Below are 17,287 nucleotides of genomic sequence, written 5' to 3'. Positions count from 1 at the left end.
GCGGGACGCCGGGCGCGACGGTGGGCCGGCGGGCGCTACAGCTCGACGCTCGTGTTGTCCTCACGCGCTCGCTCGATCGCGAAGGTCGCGCGCGTCGTCGCCTCGATGCTGTTCCAGGGGATCGGGCTCGGCGCTCCGGCGTTGCACGCCCGCACGAACGCCTCGATCTGCGCCGCGTGGCCCTTGTCGGCCTTCAGCGCGCGCGTCGTGCGGGTCTTGCCGCGCTCGGTCAGCGAGAGCGCGCGCCAGTCGTGGAGCTGCGCGACCTTGCCCTCGCAGAGCACCTCGTAGCTCTCCTTGGGAACGCTGGGATCTCCCATCGACGTGTAGATCAGCGTCCCCACGCTGCCGTCGCCGAAGGTCAGGGTGACGATGACGTTGTCGTCGCGGTGGTACGCCCCCTCGGCGCCGATGGCGTGCGCGCTCACCCGGACCGGCTCGGCGTTCGCCCAGTACGAGAAGAGGTCGACGAAGTGGCAGCCCTCGCCGACGATGCGCCCTCCGCTCTCGGCCGTGTCCGCGATCCAGCTCGTGCCGGGGACGCGGCCCGCGTTGATGCGCGCGACCATGACGAGCCCCGCGCGCCGCTGGGCGAACGCCTCCCGCACCGCGATGGCGAAGGGCGCGAAGCGGCGGTTGTACCCCACCTGCAGGCGGCCCTTCGCGCCCGCGACGGCCTGCGCGAGCTCGGCGAGCTGGTCCTCGCTGATCGCGGCGGGCTTCTCCAGGAACACGTCCCGGCCCGAGGCGAGCGCCCTCGCGGCCTGCGCCGCGTGGCCCGCGTGCCGCGTGGCGATCATCACGGCGTCGACGTCGGGCAGCGCCAGCGCGCCGTCGAGATCGGCCAGCACGTGGGCGGCGCCGAAGCGGTCCGCCGCGTGCCGCGCGGAGAGCCCGCGGCCCGATACGGTCGCCACGAGCTTCGCGCCGGCGGTCTTCGCGAGGGCTGGCAGCAGCACGCTCGACGCGAACGCGCCGGTGCCCACCATCGCTACCCCGAGCGTGGACCGGTCGCGCCGCGCGTGCGTCGCCGCCGTCGCCACCGTCGCGGGCTGCTCCGCGCGGCCGGCGGGGTAGGTCAGCAGCACGCCCAGGTGAGGCTCCCGCCGCTCGCCGGTCACCACCGCGTACGCGTCGAGCGCGTCCTCGAAGGCGAAGCGGTGCGTCACGAGGCTCTGCACGTCGAGCCGCTTTGTCTCGATCGCGCGCAGCACCGCCTCGAAGTTGCGGCGCTCGGTCCAGCGCACGTAGCCGATCGGGTAGTCGCGGCCGCGCTCCTCGTAGTCGGGGTCGTAGCGGCCGGGGCCGTAGCTGCGCGAGACGACGAGCTCGAGCTCCTTGTCGAAGTAGGTTTTGCGCGGCACGTCGATCGGCATCAGCCCGACCATCACGATGCGCGCGCGATCGCGCGCGAGCTCGCCCGCGGTGACGAGCGGCTCGTTCGTCGGCGACGAGGCGGTGATCACCACCGCGTCGGCGCCGCGCCCCTGGGTGAACGCGCGGACGACCTCGATCGGGTCCTCGCGCGAGGGCACCGCGCCGGCCACCGCGCCGCGCGCCTTGGCGCGCTCGACCTTGGCCGGATCGATGTCGATGCCGATGACGTCGCAGCCGTGCGCCGCGAGCAGCTGCACCGCGATCTGCCCGAGCAGCCCGAGGCCGATCACCGCCACGCTCGCGCCCAGCGTGGGCCGGGCGAGCCGCACGCCGTGCAGCGCGATCGCGCCCACGGTCACGAACGAGGCCTCCTCGTCCGTGACGCCGTCCGGCACCGGCACCACGAGGTTCAGCGGGACCGCGTTGACCTCGGCGTGGTTGGCGATGCCCGCGCCAGCGCACGCGACGCGGTCGCCGCGCGCGAAGCCCGCCGTCCCGGCGCCCACGGCCGCCACGCGGCCTGCGAGCGAGTAGCCGAGCGGGATGGGGTTGTCGAGCTTGGTGCGCACGGCGTCGAAGGCGGCCAGCACGCCCTCGCGCTTCGCCTTGTCGATGACCTTCGCGACGAGGTCCGGCCGCTCCTTGGCCTTCGCGATCAGGTTCTTGCGGGCCATGTCGACGATGGCGCGCTCCGTGCCGGCCGAGATCAGCGAGACCGTCGTGTCCACCAGGACGCCGCCCGCGGGCGCGCGGGGCGCCGCGGTGTCCACCACCGCGAGCTTCCCCGTCCGATAACTCTGAGATACCTGACGCATGCCGACTCTCCTCGAACCTACCTGTCCAGTGCCCATCGGCGCGCGCTGGCGCGATGGAGCTCGCTCCTATACACTGCCCCGGGGCGCGCTGCTGGCGTTGATCGGCGAGCCGCTGCGGCACGCGCGCTCCATGCCCCGCGGGGGCGCGGCGCGACGGCGCGGCGGGCCGGGACTCCGCCTCATGGGTCGAGCCATGATGTGTCATGCTCTGACGGGCTCTTCGCAACCGAAGAGGCACCCCGGGAAGAACCGTTTCTGGGGCGCGGCAAGGATGCCTATGGCGGGCTGGTGCTGCTGAGCTCGACACAGGCATCCTCCGGGCCAACGGCGCCGTGGAGGAGGGAGCGACTCGAACACGGCCGTCACGGGCAGCTCGTTGCTGCGCATCGCACCTGTGACGAACGGTGAGGCGCTTTGTACTCGAGCCACAGACCGCCGGAGACCGCCGGAGCTCGAGCGAACAGCACGTCTGAGTGCGAGTCGGCTGCCCACGAGCCGCGCGACAACACGGTAATCGGTGGGCACCAGGGCCGCATTTTTCCGCTCAACAGGCCACCGGGAACGCCCTTGAGCTTGAATAATTACAGTGTAAATGTAAAATGTGCGATCTCTCACCATGACGGAAGGTTAGCTTACTAGGGGTTTTACTGACTCGCGTCTCACACTTGTGTCCGTACCTTGCTCGCCGGTTGTCTCAGGCGCTTGCATGGGGTAGTAGGGGCACATCGACGAAGGCTTTTTCTGGCATTTTATGATGACGGGCTATGAATATCGCGCTCCGCGCTGCACCAAAGGGGGGCGGGACTCCCCAAGGGAAGGAGAGCGATGGTAAGTACGCTCACTGCGGTCATCCTTGCGCTGGTGCTCTCCTGGGCGACGACGCCGCTCGTGCGCCGTTTGGCGCTCACCGTGGGGGCGGTGGATGAGCCGACCGCGCGCCGCGTGCACACCCGATGCATCCCGCGCCTGGGCGGGCTCGCCATCGTGGCAGGCTTCATACTGCCTCTCTTCATTCTCGTGGCGCTGCAGACGCAGATCGCGCTTCAGTGGTTCACGCAGCACTCGCTGGTGGTCGGCCTGTTGGCTGGCGGGCTGACGATCGCGGCGGCGGGCGCCTGGGATGACATCAAGGGAATGCGCGCCCGGCACAAGCTGCTCGCGCAGATCCTCGCAGCCTCGCTCGCGTGGGCTTTCGGGCTCCGCCTCGAGTGTGTGACGCTGCCATACTTCGGCCACGTCTCCTTCTGGCCGCTGTCCTTCCTCGTGACAATCCCTTGGTTCGTCGCGATCATCAATGCCGTCAACCTGATCGACGGGCTCGACGGGCTCGCTGCGGGGGTGGGCTTCTTCGCGTGCGTCGCCAACTTCATCACCGCATACCTGGGCGGCTACCCGGGCAACCTTGTGATTTGCCTGCTCGCGGCGACGCTCGCCGGCGCGATCGTCGGATTCCTGTTCCACAACTTCCACCCGGCGACGATCTTCATGGGCGACACCGGGAGCATGTTCCTCGGGTTCATGCTCGCGGCGATCCCGCTCTTCGGCGTGGGCACGCACAAGGGCGGCACCGCGCTCGCGGTCCTCGTGCCGCTGCTCGCGTTGGGCCTGCCGATCTTCGACATGATCTCGGCGATGGTGCGGCGCTTCATCGCCCGCAGGCCGATCTTCTCGGCGGACCGGTCGCATATCCATCACAAGCTGCTCGACAAAGGCCACTCGCACCGCGGCGCCGTGCTGATCCTCTACGGGCTGAGCCTGCTCTTCACCGTAGTCGCGCTGGTGGCGTACGTCGGCCGCTCGCACGAGATCGGCTTCGCGCTGCTGGCCTGCAGCGCGGTGCTCTTCATGGTGGTGCGCGCGGCGGGCTCGTTCGCGCTCTTCGGGGCGCGCCCCGCCGCCGCCAAGCGCCCGCGCGAGATGGTCGTGGAGGCGCTGCGCCGCGCGGTGCCGCGGGCGCTGCTCGAGATCGAGACCGCGAGCGGCCCCGAGCGGCTGCGCGCGGTGCTCGAGCGCTTCGCGGCAGAGGCGCGGCTCTTGGCCATGGAAGTGAGCTCCAAGGGGGCGAACGGCAACGCGCGTGTGAAGCCCTGGACCTGGACGCGGGACACGGCGACGCCGCTGCAGCTCCGTGAGGCGGTCGTCGCGGTGTTCGTGATCGAGCTCGCCGGCGAGACCGTCGAGCTGCGGTTCCGCTGGGACAGCGAGGAGAGCGCGGTCAGCCCGCAGGCGGACATGCTGCTGCAGCTCGTGGCGGATTCGGCGGAGCGGCTGCTGCTGCGCCGGCCGTCCTCGCGCACGCTCGAGCCGCTTCCCCAGGGGCGCCTGTCGGTGGTTTGAGCCCTTCCTCCAGCGGCTGGCGGGCTCGCGCCGCCAGGCCAGATGGACGAACGACCTAGGAGAGAACGTGGAGATCATCCGTAAAGCCGTCGACTTCAATACAAAGACGAACGCGCTTTATTACAAATTGACGGATCGCGAGCATTACTGGAAGGCCTACCAGGGGCTCGTGGACGAGGCGGTCCTTCCCGCGAAGGACGTGATCCACCTCGGCTGCGGGCCGCTGTGGTTCGGCAAGGTGGCGACCGTGCCGCTCGACGGGAAGACCATCTACGCCGTCGATCCGGACGAGCAGGCGCTCGCGCGCAACCCGGCGCCAAAGCACGTTTGCGCGTTCGGCGAGTCGGTCCCGCTGCCGGACGGCTGCGCCGATGCGATCGCGGCGGACCACCTGCTCGAGCACCTCGAGAGGCCGGAGGCGGTGCTGCGCGAGGCGCACCGGCTCCTGCGTCCAGGCGGGCGATTCGTGTTCACGGCGCCCAATCTCCTGTCGTATTCGGGGCTCGCGACGCACCTGACGCCGCAGTGGTTCCACGATTTTTATGTGGGCATGCTGCGCGCGTCGAACGGCAGCAACAACCCCAAGCCGTACCAGACCTACTTCCGCATGAACACCGTGTGGGCCGTGCGCCGCATCGCGAAGGCGACAGGCTTCCGCGTGGACAAGCTCTATACGGGGGTCGATCACCCGAGCTATACGGTGTTCTTCCCCGGCTTCCACCAGGCAGCGCTGGCGCTGCACCTGCTGCTCGACAAGGTCGAGGCGCTCGCGCCGTTCCGCATCACGCTCACGGGCAGCCTCGTGCGCGAGTGAAGCGCGGCCCTCGCGCGGGGACGCGAGGTCGTCGCGGCGCCCGGCGCTCCCGGCGAGGAGCGGTCACCACCGGATGCGAAACCCGCCGCGCCAGCCACCCCGTACCTGGCCGCTCCCCGAGAAGACCACCGCCGCCCGCGGCTGCCGGAAGCAGGGGAACCAGACACCCGAGCTCCGGTCCGGCGTGAGCCCCCTGCCCTCGATCGCGATCGACTGGCTCCGCCAGGTGGCTTCGTCGAGCCTGAGCCGGGAGCACGCGCTCGTCCGGCCGCCGAGGATCTCGTCGTGGATCGCGAGCTCGCGCTCGGAGAGCTCGAGGACCCGTCGATGCACGGGGGCCCCGGGGAGGAACCGGTATCCGTTGTGCTCGGCCTCCACGGCGACATGCGCGCGGGCCTGCTCGATCCGGCGCACCTCGGCGCGCGCCCGGCGGCCGACGCGGAAGGCGCTCCACACCTCGCTCGAGTCGGCGCCGCCGAGCTCTATCGTGTTGTGCGCGCGCGTGGCCCGGGTCTCCCCCCGGTCGCGATCCGCCTTGTAGCTGGAGACGCCGTAGTCGACGACAGCGCGCTCGCCCCCGAGCCACAGCTCGAACGTGAGCGCGTCGGCGTGCACGTGGCCGGGCTGATACGAGGCCCCGTCCGCCCCCGCGTCGAACGCGAGCCAGGCCCGAGCGCCGGACCGCAGGATCACCCAGCCGGTCGCGGCGAGATGCTGGAGCGAGGCCCCGTCGTCCAGCGCTGCGCCGGGCGCTCGGGCCGGCTCGAACAGGCCGAGCTCCGCGCCGAGGCCGAGGACGCGATCGAGTTCGGGCGCGGCGTCGAGCGCGGCGTCGTTGAACAGGGGGTAGGTGCCGTCCGGAGCGCGGACAGCGGCGGCCCATGACAGCGCCCTCCGCGCCGTCGTCCGCCAGAGCTCGGGCACCTCGCGCCCCGACGCCTGCGTGAGCTCGATCGCCTCGAGCAGCCCGGCTATCAGCGCGAGGTGGTACGAGACGGAGAGCTCGAAGTGCCCACCGTCGTCCAGGAACTGCTCCGGAAGCTGCCAGGCGAGGAGCGCCGAGCCGAGCGTCCACCACGCCTCGGCCTCGAACCCGTGGGTGACCGCGCCGCCGCACACGAGCCCGATGGCATTCTCCAGCAGGTGGTTGGCGAGCAGGTGCAGCTCGAGGCCGAGCGCGACGGCCCGACAAGCGCGCGCCAGCTCGGCCGAGAGCCCAGGGCGCCCGAGGCGCGCGGCGACCGCAAGCCGGCGGGCGCGCACCGAGGCGGGGAAGGGATGCGACGCGATGGGGGCGTCCCACGTGCCCGGGGCCTGGAGCGTGGGGTCGGCCCCGAGCTCATAACCGTAGGCGCGCTCGTACGCATGCAGCAGCGACCCCTCGGGAATCGCGGCCAGGCGCGCGCCGCCGCGCGCTCTCTCGGCGTCCGCGAAGGCCGCGAAGCGCGCGCTCGGCGGGGCGAAGCCGGGGCGGAGGCGCGGAGGCCGCGCCGCGGTGGGCACCTTGCCGAGCGCGCGCTGACCGAGCGCGATCGGACGGGCGAGCACCTGAACGGGGTGGAGCTGCGCCACGGTGCGGGCGACCCGCGGGAGGTTCATGGCCTGCTTCTCCGCTGATCTCCGCGAGAGCCCGAGCGAAGGACCACGCGCTCCAGCACCTCGATGTAGTCGCGCGCGAGGGCGTCGCGATCGAACGAACGGATGACGTAGGACCGCCCCGCTTCGCCCATGCGCCTCCGCCTGTCGGCATCGGACGCGAGCTCGACGATGGCCCGGGTCATGGCCGGCACGTCCTCGGGCGGAGCAAAGATGCCGGCGCGCGCCTCCTCGACGATCGCCCGTGCCTCGCCGTCGACCGAGATCACGACCGGGCGCGCCATGGCGAGGATCTCGAAGATCTTGGAGGGGATCACGGTCCCGAAGAGCTCGGTCTTGCGCAGGGGAACGAGGCAGATATCGGCGGTGGCGTACACCTCGGTGATCGCGTCGCGCGGGAGCGCGCCGAGGAACGTCGCGTTGGTGAGCCCGAGCTCACGCGCGCGCGCTTCCAGGCTCGCCCGCTCCGCCCCTTCTCCGACGAACAGGAAGCGAATGTCGTCGCGCGCGAGCAGGCCTCTCGCCACCTCGAGCACCGCGGAGAGGCCGTGCGCCATCCCGTGCGTGCCGACGTACGCCACGACGAGGCGGTCCCCGAGGTCGAGCTTCGCCCGGAGCGGCGTGTCGCGCGGCGACGGCGTGAAACGACCGAGATCCACGCCGTTGCGGACGACCTCGATCTTGTCGGCGGGCACGCCTCGGGCGACGAGGCGCTCGCGGAAGCTCTGCGTGACGACGACGATCTCGTCGGCCGCCCGGTAGAGCTGCTCTTCGACGATGGTGAGCCCCTGCACGACCGGATGCCCTGCCGGGAGGGCGCCCACGGCCACGATGGACTCGGGCCAGAGGTCGCGCACCTCGAACACGAACGGCAGCCGGCGGAGCCTGGCGAGCCCGTAGCCGGCCACGGCCGTGAGAAAGTGGGGGCTCGTCGCGATGAGCACGTCGCTCGGGGGCAACGCGCGCTGCGCGAGCGTGAGGGCGGAAGCGGCGAACGAGCCGTACGCGAGCGAGCGACGCACCTTGCCCCGGTTGGGGGCGGCGTAGATCCACGTGCGGAGGACCCGCACTCCATGGAAGTCCTCCTCGATGCGGAGCCGACCTCGATACTCCGGCGGGACGACCCCGGTCGGGTGGTTCGGAAGGCCTGTGAGGACGGTGACTTCGTGCCCGGTGCGGCGCCAGGCTCGGGCGAGCTCCGATACGCGCGCCGCGGGGGCGCCCGGCTCGGGCGGGAAGTAAGGGGAGACGTAAAGGATGCGCATGGTCCGCGTGGCGCTTCAGGCCAGGTTCTCGTTGGGGGTTCGTTCGGCCGTTCTCTTGGTGGAGCCGTTCGCGTCCGCGGCCGCCGCGGCCTCGTCGCGAGGCGAGGCCGTCGGTCGGTCGCCGGACGGCAGCGCGGGGACCCTACTGGCTCGACGACGGCTGGCCGAGGCGTGCTTGGCGCAGGGGCCGCTCAGATCCATGGCGCACTGTACCCATTGCAGAGAGCTTGTGCCGCACGTGCTTGGCGACCGAGGCCATCAGGACCCCCACGAGCATCGCGGCCCCCAGCGTGAGCGTGATCTTGAGCAGGGAGCTGAGCTCGCCCCGGAACTGGTAGTACGCGAACGAGGCGAGGCACACGGCGGTCGCACGGCCGAACAGCGGCGTATCGCGCGCGGCTGCCATGAGGAGCGGCAGCATGAAGAAGACGGCGCTCATCACCGAGATCTGGAGGAACGTGCCGAGGAAGCCGAGGTTCAGGTATCCCTCGGTGGCGGCGCTCATGGCGAAGCCGCCGCCGTGGCGCGCAAAGTCAGGATCCATCCACATGACATAGCGCTCCGATAGCGCGAGCGGCCGTTCGTGCCAGATCGGCTTGGGCACCAGGATGAGGATGGCGTTGATCCAGCTCTCGCCCGGGTAAGCTACGAGGGGAGGCCTCTCGTTCACGATGTTGACGAGGTTATCGTAGACGCGCTGGAGCTCGCCGATCTCCAGCACGTTCTCTGTCTGATCGAGGCGCAGCACCGCTGACTCGATCTGCGCGTCGAGCCCGCTGCCCTGCTTGAACCGGGCGCCGTCCATCGCGATGCCGTAGAAGAGGACGCACACCATGCCGATGGCCAGCCACAGGCGCCGGATCTGGACACCGAAGGCATGCAACCCGAGCCCGACGGAGAGGATCGCAAAGATGAGAGGGCCTCGCCGTCCCGTCGCCGTGTTGAGCAGGAAGGTCATGAGGAGCAGCGTCCCGGCGACGTACACCGTCATCGGGACCCGCAGGCGGGCCTTGCGGAGCGACGCGATCCGGAGAAAAAAATAGACGGCCGCGATCTGGATCAGGTACCAGCCGGCGATCAACAGGCCCTTGCCATGCCCTTCCAGGTGGGTGGCCCCGTAGCTCAGCGAGAAGAACCTCCCCAGGCCGATCGAGGCGATCCACGCGAATACGAGCCCGATCCCGAGCGCTCCGGCCGCCATTGTCCCCCAGTCCTGGTCCAGGATCGCCTTCGGGTTGTGCATCGGCACCAGGCGCTCGAGGTTCGGCGCTTCGGGGGCCCGGCTCAGGGCGGTGCACACGAGCGCGCATCCGGCTGCGCCGACGTAGGCTACCTCCATGGCCGCCTCGTCACGGCTCGACAGATGGAGTCCGGTGGACATGAGCAGCCGCAGGACGGGCGTGTAAGCGACGCTGAGGAAGTACGTGGCCGGCACGTACGTCTCCGGATCCAGCGGATGGAAGCGGGGACCGCCGGCGCGGGCGAGCGACGGGGCGAGCATCAGGACCACGAGGCCGACGGTCCACCCGAGCCCGTCGCCGAGCGTCCCCTCGAGGATGGGGCCGAGCGTCGCCAGGGCGGCGACGAGCATCGTCGCCCAGAGCCGGACGCGGCGCGGCCTCGCCTCGGCGGGGGCTGCCTTGGCGGCGCGCCGAGCGCCGCGGGCGCGGGGGATGCCCCGTGCGCCGGGGAGCCTCAAGGAGGAGAGCAAGGGCCGGCGCTCCTCAATTGGGCAGAGGAGGCGGAGGCGGTCCCGCTGGGTCGGACGGCGCCGGCTCGGCAGGCGTCTGGTACGGCTCGTCGCTCTTGTAGCCGTAGTAGTGATAGACGCCGTACTCTTGCCGGTTCAGGTTCACGGCGTTCAGCACGACCCCCACCGTCTTGCCCCCGACGTCGTAGAGCGCCCGGATCCCATGGCGCGCGAAGTCGCGCGTCGTGACGGATGCTCGTACGACGAGCACGGTGCCGTCGACCAGCGTGGACAGCACGGTGCCGTCGGTCACCGCGAGCAGGGGAGGGCTGTCGATGAGCACGCGGTCGAAGCGGCCCTGGAGCTTGCGGAGCAGCGCCTTGAAGCGATCGCTGTGCAGGAGCTCCGCCGGGTTCGGCGGGATGGGGCCCGCGGGGATGACATAGAGATTCTCCACCTCCGTCCTGAGCGCGCTCTCGTCGTCGACCACCGAGTCGTCGAGCAGCGCGCTCGTGACGCCGATCTCCATGCCTTTGCCGAAGATGTGATGGAGGCGCGGCTTGCGGAGGTCGCAATCGATGAGGACGACCTTCTGTCCTGCCTGCGCCATGGCGACGGCGATGCAGCAGCACGCCGTCGTCTTTCCCTCCGCGGGCCCGGCGCTCGCGACGAGCAGCGTCTTGTAGGGGTGGTCGGGCGACATGAAGAGCAGGTTGGTCCGGATCGCGCGGGCCGCCTCCGCGATCCCGCTCTTCGGCTGATCATGGACGACGAGCTCGCGCCGGCCCGGCTGGGCAGCGCGCCTGCCGCGGCGGTTCGCCTTGCGGAGCTCAGCCTCCTTCTTGCCCCGTTTGTCGAACTCCGGCAGGAGGCCCAGGAGCGGTAGACCGAGCTCCCGCTCCACCTCATCCGGCGTCTTCAGCGTGCGATCGAGCAACGCCCGCCCCAGCGCCGCCCCGATCCCGAGGAGCAGCCCGGCGAAGATGCCGACCGCGATGTTGGTCCCGACGCGGGGACGCAGCGGGGTGAGCGCGAGGCTCGGCCTGTCGAGGACGCGGATGTTGTTCACCCGCATCATCCGCTGCAGATCGCTCTCCTTCGTGCGCTCGAGGACGAGCTGGTAGAGCTTCTCCGTGTTGTCCTTCGTCCTGCGGAGGCGGTCGTACTCGATCTTCAGAGAATTCAGCCCGAAGGCCTGCCTTCTCGAGTCCTCGAGCAGCGCCGCGAGGCCCGTCTCCTGGCGCTTCACGATGGCGAGATCACGGCTCACCGCGCCCTGAACATTCTTGACCTCGGCGATGAGCGCGTTCCTGTTGGCGGTGATGCGCTCGTTGGCGGCGCGGACGTCCGGGTGGTTATCGCCCTTGCCAGAGCCGATGAGCGCGTCGCGCTCGCGGACGCACTCCTCCTGGCGCGCGCGCAGCATCTGGAGGACCGGGCTCTGGATGAGCTCCGAGGCGGGGAGGTCGGTCGGGGTGTTCGGGTCGACCTTCGACAGCTCGTGGTTCCTCGCGGCGAACTCCTCCCGTCGCGTGCGCACGGACGTGAGGGCGTCGTTGATCTGCTTCATCTCCTCACGAAGCAGGTTGGTCTTGTCCTCGAAATCCACGTCGAGGATGTCATTGCTGAGCTTGTATTCGTGGAGCGAGGTCTCGCTCGCCTCCAGGTCGTTCTTCAGCTTGTCGAGCTGTATCCTCAGCCAGTCGACCGCCGAGTTCGTCGAGGCGAGCGCTTCATCGAGGTTCTGCTCGATGTAAACATCCATCAGCGTCGAGAGCACGCGCTGAGCCCGGTCGCGATCCGCATCGATGTAGCGCACGACCGCGAGGCGGCTGTCCTTCACCGGCTCGATCAAGAGCCGTTCGAGCAGGAGCTCCGCGGCCTCCTCGGCGGTCACGGTCTTCGGCGCGGGAGCCGCCGCCTCCTTCGGGAGGTTTTCCAGGAAGTAAGCGTCGCTCTGCAGGTTGAGCTGGGCGACGACCGCGAGCGCCACCCGCATCGACCGGATGACCTTGTACTGGGTCTCGTAGTACTCTCGGTTGTTCCAGTACGACCCAGCGCCCATGTCGACCACGGTGTCGACTCCGCGGCCGAGCGGCCTCGGAGGGTTCGGATCGAGCTGCACTGTCGTCGTCGACTGATAAATTTTCTTCTGCCCGAGCGTGTAGAACGTCACGCTGAGGGCGACGAAGAGCAGCGTCGAGAGCGCGGTGGCCCAGTGCTTGCTAACGATGCGCAAGGCCGCCACGAGATCGAACGAGCGCTCGGTGGAAGCGTCGTTTGGGGACAGGGATGCCGAGGGGGCTCTGAGTTCGTCGGCCATAAGTCGTGCGCTAGAGGCGCGTTTCCCAGGGTAGGGGTCCGCGCGGAGGGCTAAGGTGCGCCCCAAGACCCCAAAATTCAAGCCGGCGTTCCGAAATGGGAGCAGATGTAGTATAACATGCGCGGCTCGGGCTGTCTACGGCCCGAATGCCCGGGCGCGGGCGCGGCAGAGGTGCCAGCCGGGAGGACTTTTGCTCGCGGCTGCCGCCCCGCCGGGATGGACTACACTTCGGCCGCGTGCTCCGCTCGCTCGTTTGAGGACAAGCAGAATGACACGGTCATCGATCGTCACTCGTGCAGGCGTGATGGCAGCGTGCTCGGCGCTCCTTTTCGCCGGAAATGACGCGTTCGCAGACTGGCCTTCTGCCCGTCACGACCCGCAGCGCACGGGCGCCACGCCGTCCACGAGCAATATCGTCAAGCCAGCGCCCTACTGGCGCTCGTACCTGGGCGGAGCGCTCTCCTCCAGAAGCGTGTTCGCAGGCGACGTGAACCAGGATGGCGAGATCGACCTGCTCTTCGCCTCCGGAGGGCGCGTGACGCTCTCCGATCCGCAGGGCTTCACCCGCTGGAAGACCCCTTCGATGGGCTTCCGGACCCTGCAGGCCGTCGAGGATCTCGACGGAGACGGCCTGCTCGAGGTGATCGTCCTGACCGGCGCGGGGGCGGCCGTGCTCGATGGGGCGAGCGGGGTCGTCCTCTGGATGGAGGACGCTTCGGAGCTCGGCGTACTCGGCGCGGCGCGCCTCGCAGACTTCAACGACGACGGCCACCTCGATCTGTTCCTCGACGAGTGCGGCTGCTGCTCGGTGCGGACCGACAGCCCGGGCGTCATCTACAGCTTCGCGAGGGGGTTCAGCGCCGTGGAGAGGCTGCCCTCCCCGCCGAAACGCGCGCACTGCAACGCCTCGATCGACACCGTGGGCGACTGGGACGGGAACGGAACAGCCGATCTCCTCCTATCTTCTCATGACAGACTGCTCCTGGTCTCCGGGGCTGGGGACGTCTTCGCCGAGTCCGCGATCGTCGGAGCGCACCTCGGCGGCGCGTCGTGCGAGGCCGTGACCTTGGGCGATCCCCGGAGCCCCCAGCGGGCGCTCTGCTTTCAGAATCGGGTGTTCAGCGGCGAGGGGGCGCGCGATGTCTCCCTGCTCGCGTACAGGCCGGGCGAGAGCCCATCGCTGGCCGTCGTCTGGCGAAAGACGCTCAGCCCCAACGACGGCGGCGACGCGCGGGCCCCGACGCGCCTCGCCTGGGATCTCGACGGCGACGGCGCGCTCGAGGTGCTGGCGAGCGGCAAGACGGGCGAGACGTGGACGTCGTTCGTGCTCGACGCGGCCACGGGCGCCGAGCTCGCCGTCATCCCCGAGGAGATCGCGCAGGGCGCGATCCCCGGGGAGGACGGCGCGGGGCAGTGGATCCTCACCTCGCGCGAGGAGCGCGTGTCGGCGTTCCGGTTCAGCCGCGCAGCTGGACAGCGCGTCGAGCGGCTCTGGTCGCTCGATGGAGAGCTGGTCCGCACGCGGCTCGACTGGGGGCGAGCGCAGCAGACGGGGCTCAGCCAGGCGCTGGTCACGCCGGATCTCGACGGTGACGGGCGCGGCGAGATCGTGCTCGAAGCCACCTCGGCGCCGGTGGCGCTCACCGCGTACACGACGCGCGCGGCCGGAGCCTCGCCTGCCGCGGTTTACCGGGTCGACCTCGGCGTCGGTGTCGCGGCGCTCGACGTGCCGGCGGCGACGTCTCCGGCGTCGCCGCGGCTCATGGTCTCCCGCCAAGACGGGTTCGTCGCGCTGCTCGACGCCTCGCTCGCGCCGATGAACCTCATGCACGAGGGGCGCGAGGTCGTGCCGGGCCTGCGCGTCGGCAGTTACAGTACAGGCCCCGGCGCGTACGTGGACTTCGGCCGCGCTCCCATCGCGGCGAAGCTGTCGCCGGGGGACGCGGCCGCCAGCGTGGTCGTCGTCGACAGCCGGGGAGATCTCCTGCGGATCGCGTCCGAGGGCGCGAGCAATGTCGCGCCGGCCAAGGCGGCCTGGCGCGTCATCGACGCGTTCGGCGCCTCCATCTGGCCCGCCGACGACCGCTCGCCGGCGACCCTCGCGTGCTTCAGGCGGCGGCACCCGCTCGTCGATCCGCCGAGGTACGCTGTCGTGGCGCTCGACGCGAACGGCCGACAGACGAGCGAGACCGCGCTGCAGAAGCCGCCCGCGTGGGACGTGCTGCACGGAGACCTCGACGGCGACGGCGCGCCCGAGCTCGTGGCGCTCACGGTCGATCCCACCTATCGCACCGAGATCCTCGCGCTCGATCGGAGCGGCGGGATGCGATGGAAGCATGACATCAACGCCTCGGCCGGGACCCAGGCCGTCGCGATCGCCGACTGGAACGGAGATGGGGCGGAGGACGTCGCCGTGGCGATCAACTCCGCCCGCGTGCTGTCGGGCCGAGACGGCAGCGCCCTCGGCGAGAGCACGGAGCGGTTGCCCTATTTCATGCCGATCCTCGCCGACGTGTCGGGAGACGAGCGGCTCGAGATGACGCTGCAAGGGGGGTATCACCCCGAGAGGACGCTGCCGCACGATCTGAGCGCCGCGCTCTGGAGGGGCCCCGTGGGCAGCCGCCCGTACCCGCACGGCGCGATCGCCAGGTGCGACGGGAGGCCCCTCCTCGTCGAGGGCTCGTTCGTGTACCCGGCGCGCCTCTCGTTCACAAAGCTCGACGGCCCCGGCGCTGGCCGGTCGAGCTTCGTCGTGCTCGCCGGCGACGCCTCGTTCGCCGACGAGCAAGCGGCGAAGCAGGCGGGCGCGGTCATGGGCCAGCTCGGGGACGCCGCGATCTCGCAGAACCTCACCGGGCTCGCGGCCGCAGGCCCCACCGTCGTGGTCGGCTCCACGAACGGCTTCCTCTACGCGGTCGACGCGTGCTCGGAGCGCCTCCTGTGGTCCCATGCCTTCGGCGAGCCCGTCGGCGCGCCGATCCTCGCGGACACCGACGGCGACGGCCATGACGACATCGTCGTGAGCGTCGCGGACGGCTACCTCTACAACCTGCGGCACGAGAACCTGCCCGCCCCCGATTACGTCTGGGAGATCGACCCGAGCACGAACGGCTCCAGCGAGGACGTCGACGAGATCGAGACCCGGGACACGCTGTACGTGGCGTGGTCGAAGGTCCCGACGGCCACGTCCTACCAGGTGGCGGTCGTGGGCGGCGAGGGCAACTACGTGAGCTCGCCGGCGTGGCGGGAAGTCGGCAACGTCACCGAGGCCTCTATCAGCAGGCTGCCGCTCCTCGACGGGGCGAAGTACTACGTCGGCGTCCGCGCGGTCTCCGCCGCCGGGCTCTCCCCGGATCGCGGCTCGGACGGGGTGATCGTGCGTATGCCGCAGGGCGAAGGCGGCGCCGGTGGAGACGGGGCCGGTGGGGCCGGTGGGGCCGGTGGTGTCGGCATCGGTGGGGCTGGGGCCGGCGGGTCCGGCGCTGGCGGGACCGGGGCCGGTGGGGCCGGCGGGGTCGGGGTCGGCGTGGGCGGTGTTGACGTGGCGCTGCCGGGGGACACGCTCCTTTACGGCCGGGGCTGCGTCTGCTCCGAGACGCCCGGGCAACCCGGCGCCTCGTGGACGGCCGGCCTCGGCGGCATCGCGCTCGCGCTCCTCGCCCTCGGCAGGGCCCGGGCCACGGCGGCCGCTCCGGCGGGCCGGCGCGCGGCGCGCCGCGGGAGCACCGCGCGAGCCTGGCCTCGACGTGGCTAGCTGCCCGACACGGGCCAGCGGTTCCCCCAGGTCGAGGCGAGTTACTGGAAGCTCACGCCCGGCCCGAGCGCCAGCGCGACGGCGAACGCGGCGATGAGCAGGACCATCGCTCCGAGCGCGTACCGTCGCATGGGCGCGTCGAGCACGAAGGCGAGGCGCGCCACGCCGACCAGCACCGACGGGCCAAACACGCCGAAATGCCGGACCAGGGGGCCCGGCGCCAGGAGAAGGCACCCGGCGACACAGGCGCTGCTCAGCACGCTGCCGACGGGGAGCGCGCGGCGCGAACGCGGGCCCGAGAAGTAGACGCACAGGGCGTCGGTGATGAGCGGACCGGTCGCGGAGACCAGCATCGTCGCGGTCATGGCGTCACGCGCAGCCCCCGTATGAGGGAGCCAGGGGATCGGGATCGCAAAGAGCACGTAGATGAGCGCACCGGCGGCCGAGAGCGCGACCGCCGGCGGCAGCCACGCGCGCAGGGCGCGCGTGTGCCAGGTCGCCTCGTCTCCCGAGCCGCTCGCGCCCGCGACGGCACGCGCGGCGAACGCCTGGGAGGCGTTCGTGAGGGCCAGCGCGAACGACCAGTAGAGCACCTGCTGCCCGACCCGATGCTCGCCGATGTACTTCAGGTTCACGCTGAGCGAGATGGGATAGACGACCACCGTCGAGAAGTTCGCGATGGAGTGCGGGGCCGCGCGCCGGATGATGAGCATCGCATAACGGGCAGCGCGCCGGAGCCGGGTCGGACGCAGCAGGAGCAGCGCGGGCGAGGCGCCGGCGAGCCCGATGGCCGTCGCGACGGCCCAGGGGCGGCCGCTCAGCGCGGCCAGCATGGACGCGCCAGGCGAGAAGACGAGGAGCACCGCGAGCGCCTGAAGGTATCGGCCCTCGCGCTGGAAGAGCGGCCAGATGCTGGGCGCGGCGGCGGCGAGCAGCGTGCACGCGCTGAAGAACGCGGTGACGAGCCCCGCCGCGCCGCCCAGCCCGAAGGCGAGCTCGTGGGCGAGCGTGCTGCTGAAGGCGATCGCGGCGATCATCGCGAGCGCGCCGCCGGCGAGCGCGCGGCCCGCCCTCGTCGCGAGCGCGCGCGTCCGGCGCGCCAGGATGGGCGCGAGGCCGGCGGCGACCAGCGAGACGACGACCATCCCTCGCGACGTGTAGTTGGCGAACGTGGCGAGCGCCGCGGGCTGGGCCGAGAGCGCGAGCACCCACTGGGAACCGAGCGAGACGGCGCGCGGCAGGAGGACGGCGAACGCGACCCCCGTGCCCCCGTGCATCAGGGCGCGCGGCAACGACGACAGCTTCACAAGGCGCTT

At 70.8% G+C, this 17,287-nt stretch carries 9 protein-coding genes; 3 read left to right on the top strand and 6 right to left on the bottom strand.

Features of this window, described 5'->3' with window-relative positions; translation table 11 throughout:
• Positions 1–35: 35 nt before the first annotated feature.
• Complete coding sequence (locus WMF28_RS36350; RefSeq protein ID WP_437598127.1) at positions 36–2,192, bottom strand: bi-domain-containing oxidoreductase; 2,157 nt, start codon at positions 2,190–2,192, stop codon at positions 36–38.
• 825 nt (positions 2,193–3,017) lie between these two features.
• Here WMF28_RS36350 and WMF28_RS36345 point away from each other — a divergent pair.
• Both WMF28_RS36345 and WMF28_RS36340 read left to right on the top strand, forming a co-directional pair.
• Positions 3,018–4,529 (top strand): glycosyltransferase family 4 protein, encoded by a 1,512-nt coding sequence (locus WMF28_RS36345; protein WP_437598126.1) that lies wholly within the window; start codon positions 3,018–3,020, stop codon positions 4,527–4,529.
• A 67-nt stretch (positions 4,530–4,596) separates the two neighbouring features.
• Entirely contained in the window at positions 4,597–5,343 is a 747-nt protein-coding gene (locus WMF28_RS36340) for a class I SAM-dependent methyltransferase (RefSeq protein ID WP_437598125.1), read from the top strand.
• A 63-nt stretch (positions 5,344–5,406) separates the two neighbouring features.
• Here the strand turns inward: WMF28_RS36340 and WMF28_RS36335 are convergent, their stop codons facing one another.
• From WMF28_RS36335 to WMF28_RS36320, 4 genes are all read right to left on the bottom strand, one after another.
• Positions 5,407–6,942, bottom strand: coding sequence for a heparinase II/III domain-containing protein (locus WMF28_RS36335; RefSeq protein WP_437598124.1), 1,536 nt, complete (start codon positions 6,940–6,942; stop codon positions 5,407–5,409).
• Positions 6,939–8,204 carry a glycosyltransferase family 4 protein gene (locus WMF28_RS36330; RefSeq protein WP_437598123.1) on the bottom strand — a complete coding sequence of 422 codons (1,266 nt, stop codon included), beginning with the start codon at positions 8,202–8,204 and terminating at the stop codon, positions 6,939–6,941. The genes WMF28_RS36335 and WMF28_RS36330 overlap by 4 nt, the downstream gene beginning before the upstream one ends.
• Before the next feature lie 142 nt (positions 8,205–8,346).
• Positions 8,347–9,915, bottom strand: coding sequence for an O-antigen polymerase (locus WMF28_RS36325; RefSeq protein ID WP_437598122.1), 1,569 nt, complete (start codon positions 9,913–9,915; stop codon positions 8,347–8,349).
• Between the two features lie 13 nt (positions 9,916–9,928).
• Positions 9,929–12,217, bottom strand: coding sequence for a GumC family protein (locus WMF28_RS36320; RefSeq protein WP_437598121.1), 2,289 nt, complete (start codon positions 12,215–12,217; stop codon positions 9,929–9,931).
• A 487-nt stretch (positions 12,218–12,704) separates the two neighbouring features.
• Here WMF28_RS36320 and WMF28_RS36315 point away from each other — a divergent pair, with 487 nt between their 5' ends.
• Positions 12,705–15,971: an FG-GAP-like repeat-containing protein gene (locus WMF28_RS36315; protein ID WP_437598119.1), complete on the top strand. Its 3,267-nt coding sequence runs from the start codon at positions 12,705–12,707 to the stop codon at positions 15,969–15,971.
• 41 nt (positions 15,972–16,012) lie between these two features.
• Here WMF28_RS36315 and WMF28_RS36310 read toward each other — a convergent pair whose 3' ends face one another.
• Positions 16,013–17,278 carry a hypothetical protein gene (locus WMF28_RS36310; protein ID WP_437598118.1) on the bottom strand — a complete coding sequence of 422 codons (1,266 nt, stop codon included), beginning with the start codon at positions 17,276–17,278 and terminating at the stop codon, positions 16,013–16,015.
• Positions 17,279–17,287 lie beyond the last annotated feature (9 nt).

The sequence above is a fragment of the Sorangium sp. So ce590 genome (assembly GCF_051521365.1).
Lineage (GTDB): Bacteria > Myxococcota_A > Polyangia > Polyangiales > Polyangiaceae > Sorangium.
Note: the sequence above shows the minus strand (reverse complement) of the source record. Positions and strands in the feature narration are given on the sequence as shown.